The sequence below is a fragment of the Pedobacter roseus genome, from assembly GCF_014395225.1.
Taxonomy (GTDB): domain Bacteria; phylum Bacteroidota; class Bacteroidia; order Sphingobacteriales; family Sphingobacteriaceae; genus Pedobacter; species Pedobacter roseus.
In genome coordinates this window covers 6,199,383-6,213,859 of record NZ_CP060723.1, presented here as the reverse complement: position 1 = coordinate 6,213,859, position 14,477 = coordinate 6,199,383, and the positions used below count along the sequence as shown (strand labels likewise).

Sequence of the window (14,477 nt, the reverse complement as noted above, 5' to 3'; positions counted from 1 at the left end):
TCAATAATATCTATTTAGCCAATGGCAAACCTGCGTTTGGCTTAATAATGCCTTTAAGCTCCACATCAAATACCAATGGTGTAAATGGATTAATCGGTCCGCCGCCATTTTCACCGAAGCCCAGTTTAGATGGTAGTATCATTTTAATCTTACCGCCTACCCCAATTAATTGAATACCCTGAATAACACCTTGAGGCAATTGCCCCAATGGTAAACTACGTGGTACATATTGTACACTTTCAGAGAAAATACCGGCTTCTTTTGCAATTTTAGCATCCGAAGTATCGAAAACATTTAATGTTCCGTTTGATTTTTTATTGGTAAACTGACCGGTATAGTCCATTAATACGGTATCGGTTAAAGTTGCCCTTTCCGAATTTCCGGGAGCAGAAATTACGTACTGCAAGCCAGATGGCGCAGTGGTTACTTTCAAATCGTTATCAGCAACGTATTTCGCTATTTTAGCAGGTTCTACCGTTTTGTTTTTCTCGTTTAAAGCTTTGTATTCTGCTTCGAAAAAGAGTCTTTTCTTTGCTTCAAAAATAGAATCCGGATCTTTTCCTTTATGCAATACCTTCTCAATTTTAATGGTAAAAGAAGCAATGTTCGATTTTAATCCTTTTGGTTTTGGCTGACCAGAATATTTCTCCATCGAATCTAAATTCAATTTAAAAACGGCACTATCACCTTCTCCAAGCAGTTTTAATCCTGAAGCCAGATCACCTTTGAACATCGATTTACTGATGGCAAAAAAAGCAGGCCGTTCATTGTCGTAGGTATTTACCATCACCGAATCGGGGTTGGTATTGGTTTCTACGGTTTGAACGCCATTTAACTTTACATAATCGCCATCCTGAATTTTTGGCTTACCGTCACTTTTATAGATCTTGTAAGTCATATCTCCTTCACCCTTTTCGAATTTGTTACAGGCAGATAGTCCTAATGCTGCTGCCAAGAGAATAATTATTCCTTTTTTCATTTAATTTATTAATTAAAAATCAGCCTTTAATCCATTTCAGGGTGTTGGGCTATTTTATTAGATCAGACAAAGATAGGCTATAATAAGTTTTTACGAATCTTTGTAAAGGTTTATTTCTTGGTTCTGCGTCAAAAAAAATTTAGGCAAAAAAAAATCCTGCTTAACTCAATAAGCAGGATTTAAAATATATTTCAAGAAATTATTTCTTAACTGGAGCAGCCGCTACCGGAGCTGAAGTTGCCGGAGCTGTTTTTCCTTTGATAATGTCTTTAATTTCTAAATCGAAAGCAATCGGGCTGAAAGGCATGATACCAACCTGTGGTGCACCTTGCTCGCCGTAACCTAAGTTAGAAGGGATAATTACTTTGATTTTACCACCTTTACCAATTAACTGTAAAGCTTCGGTAAATCCTGGGATAGTACCACCAACCGGCATTTTTTGAGGGCCGTAAGGTTTACCTGCTTTAAATTCGTTTTCTGCTTTAGCCAGTTTCTCATCACTTGTATCGAAGATTTTGTATTTACCGTCTTTACCTTTTTTAGTCACTCTACCAGTATAATCAATTAATACCGTATCGCCTAAAGCTGGTTTTTCTGCACTACCTGGTGCTTCGATGATGTAATGTAAACCACTTGCAGTAGTTTTGGTAGCCAATTTAGTATCTTCTAAATAAGCTTTAAGTTTAGCAGGCTCTGCAGCTTTCTTTTTTTCTGAAGAAGCTTTATAATCAGCCTGGAAAAATTCTGTTGCTCTTTTGTTGAAAGTAGAATCAGCTTCACCAGCTTTTTTCTTAAATACTTTCTCGATTTTCACGGTGAAAGTGATGTATTTATCGTTTTTAAACTGCTCTGGTTTTGGTTGTTTGCTATGGAAAGCCATAGTGTCCAGGTTCACTTTAAAAGTAGCGCTATCGCCTTCTCCGAACAATGTTAATACATCGTTCATATCACCAGCATACATTTTTTTCTGTGCAGGAAATACTGCAGGAGTTTCGCTATCAAAAGTGCTTGATAAAACTGAATCTTTATCATTTTTCTGGATAAAGTTCATTTTAACGATGTCACCTTCTTTGATTTTTTCGTTACCTGCTGAGTGATGGATGGTATATAATAAGCCACCAGCTCCCTTTTTTTCTTGTTTACATGCCGCTAAGCCTAAAGTAGCTGCTGCTAGAATAATAATTCCCTTTTTCATTTATTAATTTGACTTTTTAAGTTTTTATTGTTTATTTCTTGCCCTTAGGCGATCAATTGTTCTTTATATTCTGCTAATATCGATTTAAATTCGTTAACTACATCAGCTAATGGTTTTTCTGCTGCGCCACCGGCCGCATTTCTGTGTCCGCCACCGTTAAAATATTTCTTGCAGATTTCGTTTGCAGGGAAATCGCCGGTAGACCTCACCGATAATTTCACTTTATCAGTACGCTCGATAATCAAAGCGGCTAAACGGATTCCATTGATTGATAAGGCATAATTTACCACGCCTTCGGTATCGCCGGTTACACTGTGGTATTGGGCTAATTCTTCTTTAGTTACTGAAATAATAGCCGTATTGTATTCCCTTAATACCTCTAATTTGTTTGAAAGGCAATAACCTAAAAAGCGTAAACGGTTTTCGCTGGCATTATCATATACCAATTGGTGGATTTTCCAATGCTCGGCACCCAAATCGATCAGGTTTGCGGCAATACGGTACACTTCTGATGTGGCAGATTCGAAACGGAACGATCCGGAATCGGTCATAATACCTGTATAAAGGCATGAAGCTACATCTTTATTGATGCCGGCTTTATCTTCCAGCTGGTTCACAATAAAATCGTAAACCAATTGTGCTGCTGCACAGGCATTAATATCCCAATGGCGGTAATCATCAAAATCTTCAGGTTCGAGGTGATGATCGATCATGATTTTTTTTGCACCTGCTGCCCTTACCAATTCGCCCAGTTCGTTAATACGGCTTAAAGTATTAAAATCGAGACAGAAGATGATCGAAGCTTCATCTACCAGTTTGGCAGCCTGTTCCTGCTGCTCGGTAAAGATAATTACATCCCCGTTGTTCGGCATCCAGTGTAAAAAAGTAGGATAATCGGTTGGGGTAATTACCCTTACGTGGTGGCCTTTCTGAATTAAATACCCATATAATCCCAGCGACGAACCCATTGCATCGCCATCAGGTTTATGATGCGTGGTGATCACAATCCGTTGTGGCGTAGCCAATAATGTTTTTAATTCAGTTAGTGTAAGCATATATTTTTTGCGCTGCAAAGCTAAGTAAATTTTGATTAGGATTTAAAGATTTTAGGATTAGCAGGATCATAGTTTTAAAAGAGATTGGGTATATGGATAGTACCATTAGCTGAATTATCTCTAAAAACCAGCCTAACAAGCTATTTTAACCTATTTCACCTACCATTCTCCACTGAAAAACAATGCTTATTGATTATTCATCAATTAAAACGTATTTTTGCAAAAAATTTGATATCAAAGCACAATGAGCACTAACAGAACTTTTACCATGATTAAGCCAGATGCAGTAGCAAACGGCCATATCGGATCGATCATTAACGACATTACCAATGCAGGTTTTAAAATCATTGCATTAAAATATACTAAACTTACTGATGAAACTGCTGGTCAGTTTTATGCAGTACACGCTGAGCGTCCGTTCTACAAAGATTTAGTAAGCTTCATGTCTTCAGGACCAATTGTTGCGGCTATTTTAGAAAAAGATAACGCGATCGAAGATTTTAGAAAATTGATCGGTGCAACCAACCCAGCTGAAGCAGCTGAAGGTACAATCCGTCAGAAATATGCAAAATCTATCGATGCTAACGCGGTTCACGGTTCAGATTCTGACGAAAATGCAGAAATTGAAGGTAACTTCTTCTTCAAAGCAGACGAACGTTTCTAGTTCCGGAGCACAAAACATTTAAATAAAACCCCGAAAATTCGGGGTTTTATTGTTTTATCTATTTTGTATCTTTCGGCCTTAAAAATAATCAACACTATAAAATAAATAATGAAAAGAATTTTCTTAGCGGTATATTTATCGGGTATCGCTGTTGCCTCTTACGCACAAACCAAAACAGCAGCTAAAAAACCTGCTGCAAAAAAACCTGCCACAGCCACTAAAACATCAACTTTAAAAATGGGTGGTCTACAATCTACCTTAGATTCTACCAGTTATGCCTTTGGTACCTCTATCGGCGCCGGCTTAAAAACAACCGGATTATCAACCTTAAATTACGATGTACTGCTAAAGGGCTTAAAAGATGCTTTTACAGGCGGCAAGGTAATCTTAACCCAACAACAGGCACAGCAATGCATCAACGAAGCATTATCTAAAGCATCATCAGTAAAAAACAAAGCAGAAGCTGAAGCAAATAAAATTAAATACGCACCAATTATGAAAGAAGGACAGGATTTCTTAGATCAGAACAAAAAGCGCGCAGGAGTACAAACAACTGCAAGTGGTTTACAATACGAAGTTTTAACCGCCGGAACAGGCGTTAAACCATTGGCTACCGATTCGGTACTGGTTCATTATAAAGGCACATTATTAAACGGAAAACAATTTGACAGCTCTTACGACAGAGGCGAGCCGATTTCTTTTCCTTTAAACCAGGTAATTAAAGGCTGGACAGAAGGTGTACAGTTAATGCCTGCAGGTTCTAAATATAAATTCTTTATTCCTTATAACCTGGCTTACGGCGAACGCGGTGCAGGAGCAGACATTCCTCCTTACAGCACTTTGATTTTCGAAGTTGAGCTTTTGAAGGTTAACGGAAAATAGATTAAAATGTAAGATGGAGGATGTGAATTGGAAAATGTAAGATAACCATCTTAAATAAATTAATTAAAGTCGTCATTTTGGTCCGATAGCCTTCGGATAGAGATGACGACTTTTTTTTAGAATAATCCTTAGTCCGTCATTTCGAGCGGAACCGATAGCTATCGGGTGCAACGAAGTCGATAAATATACTGAGTCAATCAGATGGAAACGCCCGACACCCAGAAAAATCTCTTTAGAATCGAGCTAAATAATCCCACAATTAAAACTTTTCTTTAATATCCGATGTTAGCTATTACAAATTAACATAGATATGAAAAAAGCATTCCCTTTAGCACTGATCGCATTTTTATGCACTACCTTAAGTAGTTGTGAACTAGTAGAAGGTATATTTAAAGCCGGCGTTTGGGTAGGCGTACTTGTAGTTGTAGTAGTAGTAGCGCTGGTAATCTGGATTTTGGCAAAGATATTCGGCGGAGGAAGAAGCTAATTTAGTCTTGAGTCCGAAGTCTACAGTCTTTAGCAGGGGTATCCCCCTATTAAAATATAAAGGGCATGAGTACTAAACTGATGCCCTTTTATTGTTTCTTATAAAAACACCATTTCGGTAATTACCTGAGTGCCGGCATGTTCATTTAATTTCTGGATAATCCCCTGGCGTACCATAATCAGTTCGTTTTTGATTACAGATGATTCTATGCGCAGAAACAGTTTTTTATCGTGGATATAAATTTGTTTGGTGCGGTTGGCTATTGCCGTACCCATAATCTCCGGCCAGATGGATAAGATCGAAGTTTCATCAAATTTACGGCGCAAACGGTAAACATCCAGCATTTTGCTGATGGCATCTTTTACAGTAACATCATTGGGTTTACGCATTTTCTATAGTTCCGTTATCAACTTCAAACAAAGTTACATCAACTTCTATTTTTTCAAAAATTGATTTTACCCTTTCTTTTCCGGTATCTGTAATAAATATTTGTCCAAAATCATGGTGCGAAACCATTTGCATCAGTTTTTGAACACGGTGATCGTCCAGCTTATCAAAAATATCATCCAATAACAGTAAGGGTTTAAAGCCTTTGTTTTTGGCGAGGTAAGCGTACTGGGCAATTTTTAGAGCGATTAAAAAAGACTTTTGCTGACCCTGAGAACCAAACTTCTTTAAAGGCATACCACTAATTACAAAAGCAAGTTCATCTTTATGAATCCCCGTGGTAGTCCGCTCCAATACCCGGTCTTTTTCAACTGACTTCCTCAACAGTTCTTCGAAAGTAGCCTCATTTAACTGAGATTGATAATTCAGCTCAACGATTTCCTTGTTTTCGGTAAGATAAGTATAATATTGGTTAAACAACGGAATAAACTCATCCATAAAGGCTTTACGGATGGCAAAAATCTTCTTACCCGCAATAACCAATTGCTCATCCAGAATTTCGAGCAACGTCGGATCGTATTTTCGTGTAATGGCAATCTGTTTTAATAAGGCATTTCGATTTAACAGAATGCGGTTGTAGGTAATCAGCTGATCGAGGTAATGGGCGTCGGTTTGCGAAATCACATTATCGATAAATTTCCTCCGCTCCTCACTGCCTTCCATAATCAGGTTTACATCATAGGGCGAAACCATTACCACCGGGAAAAGTCCGATGTGATCGGCTAGTTTATCGTATTCCTTTTTATTGCGTTTAAACTGTTTTTTTTGGTTGCGTTTTACCCCGCAGGAGATTTTTTCGTTTTTTTCATTACGGTCAAAATCACCCTGAATCATAAACACCTCTTCACTGGTTTTAATCTGCTGACTATCGATGGGGTTAAAGTAACTTTTACATAGACAGAGATAATGGATGGCATCGAGCATATTGGTTTTGCCCGAACCGTTGTTACCCGTAAAAACGTTTACAGTTTCCGAGAAATGGAGATCTGCATCGCTATAGTTCTTGAAATTTAGAAGGGTAATGTTTTTTAACCACATAAATATGTCACAAATTTACCGTTTTTTAACCTCTTAACATCCATTGTTTAAAATTAACGTTAATTACATTTAAAAAAATTGTACTTTCATAGCAAGGAAAAAATTTAGATGGTAGCACAAAAAATGTTAGAGGGAAATGTTCTATGGTCGTACGACCACGAACTGACCGATGAAAAAAATTCAAGCTGGATCAAAAAAATAGCCGGTTTATTTTCGTTCTTAAAACCGCGTCATAATCACGAAGGCAATATCCTGTTGGCATCAAATGGTCTTTTTATTACCGGCGACGAACAATTAGAACTCCCATTATCCAATATAGAAGAAGTTTATATGGGTTTCGACGACGTTTTCCCGGCCTCATCTGCAAAAAACTTCGGATTATTCTGGCAACCAATCAGGATCAGATCAGCCATAAGCCGTTCAGAAAGCCAAACGGTATACCTGGTAATTAACCACACCGGCATTTTTAGCGACAACCAAACGTGGTTTAACACATTAATTAGCTTACTACGCTAATTGTGATGGCCATTTTGCAGTTCTACATCCCTAAATAACTAATGTTTAATCAAATACTTCAAAATAAAGGTTGATACTTTGATTGAAAAATGTATTTTTGCGTTCTTAAATTTTTTAAACAAACATGTCTACAACAGATAACCAGACAATTCAACCAACTAAAAAAGGTTCATTTTTACAAGAGAATAATAAGAGCTTACTGTTTATAGCAGGTGCTGTAGTTTTATTAGTTTTAATATATCTTTGGTATCAAGGCGTGTATTTGAAAGGTCGCGCTGAAGAAGCCGCTAGCAAAATGTACAAAGCAGAACAATTTGTTGGGGTAGATTCATTATCGAACAGAGCAGTTAAAGGCGAAGGTGGTTATCCAGGCTTAGAGCAAATTGCTAAAGAATACGATAACACTAAATCAGCAAACTTAGCTAACCTTTATTTAGGTGGTATTTACTTACGTAAAGGCGAGTACAAACAAGCTATCGAATCGTTAAGCAAATATAGCGCTACTGGTAGCCCGGTTGCAGATCCATTGGCTTTAGGTTTATTGGGTGATGCTTACAGCGAGTTGAAAGACTACAAACAAGCAGCTACTTACTATAAAAAAGCGGCTGATAAAGCAAGTAAATTTACTTCGCCAATGTTCTTAAAGAAATTAGGATTGGTTAACGAAAGTCAAAATGATTTTAAAGGTGCTGTTGATGCCTATACTAAAGTAAAAACACAATATCCTGAGAGTGCAGAAGCGCAGTTGATTGATGCTTACATTGCAAGGGCTCAGGAAAAAGTTAAATAATCATTAACTAACTATATTTTATTAAAAGATCATCGAAAGATGGTCTTTTTTTGTTTAATAACCCTCTGTTATCTCAACAACTCCATGTTTGGTTAAGTCACCAAACAAATAAGAATAGCCGTTTTTTTCTGGAAATCAGGTACAGATGCTTTTAGGTTGATGCAGTCCCGCTCTCCGTTTCTTCCGATGCCAATTGATCTGGTATGGTAATTTATCGGTATGCATCGGAACCACTGCGATCGGGTTTAGGTGGCACGGATTTGTAGTGCTATTTTGGGTTGCAGGATGCAGAGAAGTTGTCTTCAAAATGGCCTGCGAGGGCACAAGCCATGGATTCGGAAACTAAATCTATGGTATTTAACACTCAATAGCAGTATAAACATTGTTTTTCTATACCTGATTGAAATGGAAAGCCCGCAAGCGAGGTACGAGTGCGGACTTGTAATGAAAAGCAGGGCGAACATTAAAAAGAACTTCTGCAATGCTATTCAAATAACAATTTTACAGGCTTTTTTTAATAATGAATGCTGATCCATCTGATCAATTAACCAATTTAAACAATTAACCAGTTAACCAACCTTATTTATTAAAAGCCGTCATAGTATGAGCCGGCCCAATGGTAACAAAACTTTTAATCAGCTCTACACTTTTATCAATGAGTGCAGGCAGTTCCAATTGTTCGTTTTTATCAAAGAGACCTAAAACAAAATCTACCTGTCGGCCTTTTGGATAATCGTTACCAATACCGAAGCGGAGGCGAGCATAGTTTTGTCCGCCACAAACCTCCTCTATACTTTTTAAGCCATTATGCCCTGCGCTGGAGCCTTGTAATTTTAACCTCAACTTACCCAATGGCAAGGCAAGATCATCAACAATAACCAGTACATTTTCTGGCGCAATTTTTAATTCCTTCATCCAATAGTTAACCGCTTTGCCGCTCAGGTTCATAAAGGTAGTAGGTTTAATTACATGCAGCTTTTTACCTTTAAAACCCACCTCAGCGTAATATGCCAGACGGATATTATCGAAACTACCACCTAAACCTTTAACCAGTTCATCGGCAATATCAAAACCGATATTATGTCGGGTATGTGCATAATCCGGTCCGATATTCCCTAAGCCAACTATAAGATATTTCATGGGGCAAAGATAAAAAAAAGTCCGAAGTCAGGAGTCCGAAGTTTTGAGTCCTGAGTCGTAAGTCCTAAGTCAAAATACCATTAAGGGGGGTATCGTTGGTAAATTGACCGCTTAAAAAACAAAAAAGCGTTCCGACTTAAATCGGAACGCTTCATCTTAAAATCAGAAAATCTTAAGAATCCTGATTATTTTTTACCTTTAGCAGCTTCAGTTTCTGCTTGTTTTAATGCTCTAGACATTGCAACAGAAACGATAGTATCTTCAGGAGTGTTAGTGATTACGTATTTTTGACCTTTAAGATCGCGAACACGGAACAAGCTACCAACTTCTAATTTCTCTAAGCTTACTTCTACGTTTTGTGGCATATCAGCTGGTAATGCTTTAACACGTAGTTTACGTAATTTCTGGATTAATTTACCCCCCATTTTAACACCTGGAGAAGTTCCTGTTAATTTAACCGGGATCTCCATAACGATTTCTTTCTCGTCGAATAACTGAAGAAAATCGATGTGCATTAATACGTCGGTAAGTGGGTGATATTGAGTATCTTTAACGATAGCTTTAGTTTTAGTACCGTTTACATCAATTTCCACAAAGTTAACTTCCGGGGTATAAATAACATCTCTTAAATCAGCAATAACTACAGCTAAGTGTTTTTGCTCTTTTCCACCATACAATACCGCCGGAACTTTACCTTCGTAACGAAGTTCCTTGGCATCGCGTTTCCCTACGTTCTCTCTTGGAGAACCGCTAATTGCGATTGTTTTCATTTTTTTATTTTATTTATATTTATTAGTAGTAAGTATTAAGTATCGAGTATCAAGACCTTAAGCCTTCAACTTTTACCTTCAACCTTATTTAAACTCTTTTTTGTTTAGCGCTAAGCGTTCGGCGTTTTAAGCGCTCATCGCAATGCGCTTAACGCTACACCCTAAACAGATCACTAATCGATCCGTGTTCGTTTACATTGGCAATTGCCCTTGCAAATAAACTTGCTGTACTTAGCACCCTGATTTTCGGACTTTCCTGTTTTAAGGGGATTGTATCGGTCACGATCAGCTCAGTCAAAACCGAATTTTCTACGGTTTCAATTGCTTTGCCAGATAATACAGCATGTGTACAAACTGCTCTTACACTTGCTGCACCGTTTTCCATAATCAAGGCCGCAGCTTTTGATAGGGTTCCGGCAGTATCGCAAATATCATCGATCAATACCACATCCTGTCCGGTAACATCACCAATAATCGACATTGATTCGATTTCGTTGGCACGTTTACGGCGTTTATCACAAATAATTACTTCTGCATTAAAAAACTTGGCAAAAGTACGTGCCCTGTACGAACCGCCCATATCCGGCGATGCAATAGTTAAGTTTTTTAAGCCTAAGCTTTTGATATAAGGAACAAAGATTACCGATCCATCTAAGTGATCAACCGGGATATCAAAGAAACCCTGTATCTGTGCAGCATGTAAATCCATCGTCATGATGCGGTGGATACCTGCCGACTTTAATAAATTAGCCACCAATTTGGCGCCGATTGCTACACGCGGTTTATCTTTCCTGTCTTGACGGGCTAAACCATAATAAGGAACAACTGCTGTAATGTAATGTGCAGATGCTCTTTTAGCGGCATCAACCATTAGCAAAAGTTCCATTAAGTTATCGCTTGGCTGATAAGTAGACTGGATGAGAAAAACATCACTACCACGAATTGACTCATCAAAAGAAGGTTGAAACTCTCCATCGCTGAATTTGTGGATGGTTACGCTACCAAGTGGTTTGCCGTAGTGTTCGGCAATCTTCAGTGATAATCCCTTAGAACCTGTTCCGGAAAAAAGTTTTACCGGGTTAAACTGCAATGGCATGGTCCGTGTGTAGTTTACGGTTAAAAAAAATCGGATCATGTAGATTTAAACATGATCCGACGTTAAATTTCTGTTGTCCGACCTGGATTCGAACCAAGACAAACGGTACCAAAAACCGTTGTACTACCCTTATACTATCGGACAAAATTTATCAAGGATATTCTCCTCGAAAGGGAATGCAAATGTAGGAACCTTATTTTAAATATGCAAGAGTGATTTTAAAATATTTTTAATTTCTTTCCTGCTGTTCTTTGTTTGCGATGCAAAGATAAAAAAATGATCATATCTGATGCAACATTTTATTTTTTTCTACGACTTTTTTTATTGCGAACCACTTAAATCATTTATTATCAAAGACTAAATTTTTACTATGAATTATTCAAGGATTAACACCATTGGAGGCTGGCTCTGTTTTAGCGTTGCCGCACTCACGTACATCTTAACTTTAGATCAATCCGTAAGTTTCTGGGACTGTGGCGAATTCATCTCCTCAGCCTTCCGAATGGAGGTAGTGCACCAGCCTGGCGCCCCCATAGTCTCCATGATCCAAAGATTATTCTCTGCCCTGGCTTTTGGCGATAAAACCAAGGCAGCTTACTTTATCAACATTGCTTCGGCTCTTGCAAGCGCAGGAACCATTTTATTTTTATTCTGGACAATTACAGCTTTGGCAAAGAAAACGGTGATTAAAAAAGGTGAAGAAATCAGCAAACAGCAAATCATTGGCATTATGGGTGCCGGTTTGGTTGGCGCTTTGGCTTATGCCTTTTCTGACAGTTTCTGGTTTTCGGCGGTAGAGGCTGAGGTTTACGCCATGTCGTCGCTTTGTAGTGCGATTGTATTTTGGGGTATTTTAAAATGGGAATCACAGGCCGATGAACCAAAAGCAGACCGGTGGTTACTTTTTGTAGCCTATATTATGGGGCTTTCTATCGGTGTGCATATTTTAAACCTGCTTACCATCCCTGCATTAATATTTGTTTATTATTTTAAAAAAAATCCATCGCCCAGCTGGCAAGGTGTTCTAAAAATATTTTTTGTTTCCATTGCTGCTCTAGCTGTGGTTCAATTTGGCATCATTCAATACATGGTGTCGCTTGCAGCAAGCTTCGATTACTTTTTTGTAAACACCATGAATTTAAGCTTCGGCTCGGGGATATTGTTTTTTGCTGTTTTATTAATCGGAGGCCTGGTGTATGGCATCCGTTATTCTATCCTCAAAAACAAAAGGGCTTTAAACCTGATTCTATTATTCACCGTACTGCTTTTATTTGGATACAGCTCCTACGCATTATTGGTTATCAGGGCACAGGCCAAACCTAACCTGAACAATTATAATGTAGACAATGTATTCTCACTTTCGAGATACCTGGGCCGCGATCAATATGGCGACAGGCCTTTACTTTATGGCGAGAATTACAATTCAGAAAAAATCGATATTAAAGAAACAGGCAAAATATTTCGCAAAGGCGACAAAAAATATGAATCGGCGGGAACAAAATCGGCCTATGTTTTTGCTGATCAAACTTTAATGCCACGGATGTACAGCGATAAACCTGAGCATGTACGCTTTTATAAAAATTATATGGGTTTTGATGATGCACATAAACCTACGCTTATCGATAATTTAAAATATCTGTTCTCTTTCCAGACCGGGCAGATGTACATGCGTTATTTTATGTGGAATTTTGTAGGGCGGCAGGATAACGAAGATGGACAATTTGGAGGCAAAGACGGTAACTGGCTCAGCGGCATTAAACCTGTGGATGCGATGAGGCTTGGCAGTCAAAAAAATCTGCCCCCATCCATTATAGAGAACAAATCCTATAACAGGTTTTTCTTTTTGCCTTTGATTATTGGTTTGATCGGCGCAGTTTGGCACTTTAAACGCAACCAAAAAGACGCTGGTGTTATCGGTTTATTATTTGTTTTTACCGGAATTGCGATTGTTGTTTACTTAAATTCTGTACCGATTGAACCCCGCGAGAGGGATTATGCCTATGTAGGCTCATTTTATGCCTTCGCCATCTGGATAGGATTAGGAGTATTTGGACTGAAGGAATGGGTATTTAAAAAATTAACGCCAGCACGTGCGAGTATTTTTGCTTCGGTTATTGCTTTGTTCGGTGCGCCGGTTATTATGGCCAACCAGGGCTGGGATGATCACGACCGTTCTGATAGTCATGTAGCCAGGGATATGTCGGTTAACTACCTTAAATCATGTGCCCCTAACGCTATTCTGTTTACTTACGGCGATAACGACACCTACCCTGTTTGGTATGCGCAGGAAGTGGAAAATGTACGTCCGGATGTGCGGGTGGTAAACCTGAGTTTATTCACAGCAGATTGGTATATCGACGGCATGCGCAGAAAGCAAAATGAATCAGCACCACTTCCCATCACCTTAAAACCTGAGCAATATGTTGAAGGCACGAGGGACATTATGTACTACCAGGATTATAAAGTTGCTCAGCATATCGAGTTACAGCAAATTTTAGATATCCTTCTCTCCGATCACGATGAGGATAAGGTAACCATGAACGATGGCTCGAAATACAATGTTTTACCTACAAAGAATCTGAAACTTGCGGTAAATCCGCAACAGGTTTTAGATACGGGTACGGTACCCAAAGAAGATGCGGGTAAAATTGCCAATAGTATGGAATGGACGTTTAACCAAAATTACGTAACCAAAGGAACTTTGGCGTTATTCGATATTTTGGCACATAACAATTGGGAACGACCCATTTATTTTACCGGAGCCATGCCCGATGAGCAATATGTGGGACTGAACAAATACCTTTATTCGGAAGGATTGAACAAAAGGCTGCTTCCATTAAAACCCGATACGGCTATTACCGAAGACTACGACAGAATCAACATTAAACCTTTGTACAACAACCTGATGAATGTTTATGGTTTTGGTAACATTAAAAATGCCAATCATTTAGACAGGCAATCTGCTGATGATGTAACCATGTTATCGAATATGTTTAACGGTTTATTAAACGGCATGATCAACGAAGGTAAAATTGCGGAGAGCAAAAAAGTAGCGGATAAGTACGTTGCGGTAATCCCGGCTAAATTTTACAGTATGCGCCAGGTAATGAGCACCTATTATTTTACCGAAAGCCTTTACCGCTTAAACGACCTGAACCGCGCCAATGCAATGATAAAAAAAACAGCCGATTATGTTGGAAAGGAACTCACCCACCTTGCCGACCTTTCGGAAAGTAAAAACCAGTTGGCAGCCGAGCAGAACGTGCGTTTCTACCTTGGTTATTTAGGTCAAATGGCAAAATTAACCGGAGTATTTAAACAAACTGAGCTGAGCAAAAGTCTCGAAAAACTATATAATGACCTGTTTGCCCGCTTTGCACCTTATGCAGCAGGCTAAGCCTAAAACATTCTAAATTTT

At 38.6% G+C, this 14,477-nt stretch carries 14 protein-coding genes; 6 read left to right on the top strand and 8 right to left on the bottom strand.

Annotated features, from left to right (window positions below; all coding sequences use genetic code 11):
- Window positions 1-10: 10 nt before the first annotated feature.
- From H9L23_RS25780 to H9L23_RS25770, 3 genes are all read right to left on the bottom strand, one after another.
- Entirely contained in the window at window positions 11-979 is a 969-nt protein-coding gene (locus tag H9L23_RS25780; protein WP_187592963.1) for an FKBP-type peptidyl-prolyl cis-trans isomerase, read from the bottom strand.
- A 199-nt stretch (window positions 980-1,178) separates the two neighbouring features.
- Window positions 1,179-2,174 (bottom strand): FKBP-type peptidyl-prolyl cis-trans isomerase, encoded by a 996-nt coding sequence (locus tag H9L23_RS25775; RefSeq protein WP_187592962.1) that lies wholly within the window; start codon window positions 2,172-2,174, stop codon window positions 1,179-1,181.
- A gap of 44 nt (window positions 2,175-2,218) precedes the next feature.
- Window positions 2,219-3,229 carry a DHH family phosphoesterase gene (locus tag H9L23_RS25770; protein ID WP_187592961.1) on the bottom strand — a complete coding sequence of 337 codons (1,011 nt, stop codon included), beginning with the start codon at window positions 3,227-3,229 and terminating at the stop codon, window positions 2,219-2,221.
- Window positions 3,230-3,473: 244 nt separating this feature from the next.
- Between H9L23_RS25770 and H9L23_RS25765 the strand changes: the two genes are divergently transcribed.
- The 3 genes from H9L23_RS25765 to H9L23_RS25755 all read left to right on the top strand — a co-directional run bounded on the left by H9L23_RS25765 (window position 3,474) and on the right by H9L23_RS25755 (window position 5,262).
- Window positions 3,474-3,893 carry a nucleoside-diphosphate kinase gene (locus tag H9L23_RS25765; protein ID WP_025144153.1) on the top strand — a complete coding sequence of 140 codons (420 nt, stop codon included), beginning with the start codon at window positions 3,474-3,476 and terminating at the stop codon, window positions 3,891-3,893.
- Between the two features lie 108 nt (window positions 3,894-4,001).
- A complete protein-coding gene (locus H9L23_RS25760) occupies window positions 4,002-4,775 on the top strand; it encodes an FKBP-type peptidyl-prolyl cis-trans isomerase (RefSeq protein WP_187592960.1) in 774 nt (257 codons plus the stop codon).
- Window positions 4,776-5,085: 310 nt separating this feature from the next.
- The gene (locus H9L23_RS25755) at window positions 5,086-5,262 is read left to right on the top strand and encodes a hypothetical protein (RefSeq protein WP_187592959.1); all 177 of its coding nucleotides are present in this window, start codon (window positions 5,086-5,088) and stop codon (window positions 5,260-5,262) included.
- Between the two features lie 98 nt (window positions 5,263-5,360).
- On the opposite strand, the gene H9L23_RS25750 is transcribed toward H9L23_RS25755, so the two are convergent.
- The gene (locus tag H9L23_RS25750; RefSeq protein WP_025144151.1) at window positions 5,361-5,651 is read right to left on the bottom strand and encodes a DUF721 domain-containing protein; all 291 of its coding nucleotides are present in this window, start codon (window positions 5,649-5,651) and stop codon (window positions 5,361-5,363) included.
- A complete protein-coding gene (gene recF / locus H9L23_RS25745; protein WP_187592958.1) occupies window positions 5,644-6,747 on the bottom strand; it encodes a DNA replication/repair protein RecF in 1,104 nt (367 codons plus the stop codon). Before recF ends, H9L23_RS25750 begins: the two co-directional genes overlap by 8 nt.
- 108 nt (window positions 6,748-6,855) lie before the next feature.
- Here recF and H9L23_RS25740 point away from each other — a divergent pair, with 108 nt between their 5' ends.
- Together H9L23_RS25740 and H9L23_RS25735 are read left to right on the top strand one after the other, a co-directional pair.
- Window positions 6,856-7,263 (top strand): hypothetical protein, encoded by a 408-nt coding sequence (locus tag H9L23_RS25740; protein WP_187592957.1) that lies wholly within the window; start codon window positions 6,856-6,858, stop codon window positions 7,261-7,263.
- A gap of 124 nt (window positions 7,264-7,387) precedes the next feature.
- Window positions 7,388-8,053 (top strand): tetratricopeptide repeat protein, encoded by a 666-nt coding sequence (locus tag H9L23_RS25735; RefSeq protein ID WP_025144148.1) that lies wholly within the window; start codon window positions 7,388-7,390, stop codon window positions 8,051-8,053.
- 579 nt (window positions 8,054-8,632) lie between these two features.
- Here H9L23_RS25735 and pth read toward each other — a convergent pair.
- The 3 genes from pth to H9L23_RS25720 form a co-directional block, all read right to left on the bottom strand.
- Window positions 8,633-9,193 (bottom strand): aminoacyl-tRNA hydrolase, encoded by a 561-nt coding sequence (pth, locus tag H9L23_RS25730; RefSeq protein ID WP_025144146.1) that lies wholly within the window; start codon window positions 9,191-9,193, stop codon window positions 8,633-8,635.
- Between the two features lie 185 nt (window positions 9,194-9,378).
- Window positions 9,379-9,963, bottom strand: a complete 585-nt coding sequence (locus H9L23_RS25725) for a 50S ribosomal protein L25/general stress protein Ctc (RefSeq protein ID WP_187592956.1) — start codon at window positions 9,961-9,963, stop codon at window positions 9,379-9,381.
- A 154-nt stretch (window positions 9,964-10,117) separates the two neighbouring features.
- Window positions 10,118-11,059 (bottom strand): ribose-phosphate pyrophosphokinase, encoded by a 942-nt coding sequence (locus tag H9L23_RS25720; RefSeq protein WP_029278327.1) that lies wholly within the window; start codon window positions 11,057-11,059, stop codon window positions 10,118-10,120.
- A gap of 370 nt (window positions 11,060-11,429) precedes the next feature.
- On the opposite strand from H9L23_RS25720, the gene H9L23_RS25715 reads away from it, so the two are divergent.
- Window positions 11,430-14,456, top strand: coding sequence for a glycosyltransferase family 117 protein (locus H9L23_RS25715; protein ID WP_187592955.1), 3,027 nt, complete (start codon window positions 11,430-11,432; stop codon window positions 14,454-14,456).
- The last annotated feature ends 21 nt before the right edge of the window (window positions 14,457-14,477 follow it).

Coding starts and splice junctions, on each gene's coding strand:
- H9L23_RS25755 (WP_187592959.1), top strand. CDS start 5,086: ATGAAAAAAGCATTCCCTTTAGCACTGATCGCATTTTTATGCACTACC.
- H9L23_RS25775 (WP_187592962.1), bottom strand. CDS start 2,174: ATGAAAAAGGGAATTATTATTCTAGCAGCAGCTACTTTAGGCTTAGCG.
- H9L23_RS25760 (WP_187592960.1), top strand. CDS start 4,002: ATGAAAAGAATTTTCTTAGCGGTATATTTATCGGGTATCGCTGTTGCC.
- H9L23_RS25770 (WP_187592961.1), bottom strand. CDS start 3,229: ATGCTTACACTAACTGAATTAAAAACATTATTGGCTACGCCACAACGG.
- H9L23_RS25735 (WP_025144148.1), top strand. CDS start 7,388: ATGTCTACAACAGATAACCAGACAATTCAACCAACTAAAAAAGGTTCA.
- H9L23_RS25715 (WP_187592955.1), top strand. CDS start 11,430: ATGAATTATTCAAGGATTAACACCATTGGAGGCTGGCTCTGTTTTAGC.
- H9L23_RS25725 (WP_187592956.1), bottom strand. CDS start 9,963: ATGAAAACAATCGCAATTAGCGGTTCTCCAAGAGAGAACGTAGGGAAA.
- recF (WP_187592958.1), bottom strand. CDS start 6,747: ATGTGGTTAAAAAACATTACCCTTCTAAATTTCAAGAACTATAGCGAT.
- H9L23_RS25720 (WP_029278327.1), bottom strand. CDS start 11,059: ATGCCATTGCAGTTTAACCCGGTAAAACTTTTTTCCGGAACAGGTTCT.
- H9L23_RS25750 (WP_025144151.1), bottom strand. CDS start 5,651: ATGCGTAAACCCAATGATGTTACTGTAAAAGATGCCATCAGCAAAATG.
- H9L23_RS25740 (WP_187592957.1), top strand. CDS start 6,856: ATGGTAGCACAAAAAATGTTAGAGGGAAATGTTCTATGGTCGTACGAC.
- H9L23_RS25765 (WP_025144153.1), top strand. CDS start 3,474: ATGAGCACTAACAGAACTTTTACCATGATTAAGCCAGATGCAGTAGCA.
- H9L23_RS25780 (WP_187592963.1), bottom strand. CDS start 979: ATGAAAAAAGGAATAATTATTCTCTTGGCAGCAGCATTAGGACTATCT.
- pth (WP_025144146.1), bottom strand. CDS start 9,193: ATGAAATATCTTATAGTTGGCTTAGGGAATATCGGACCGGATTATGCA.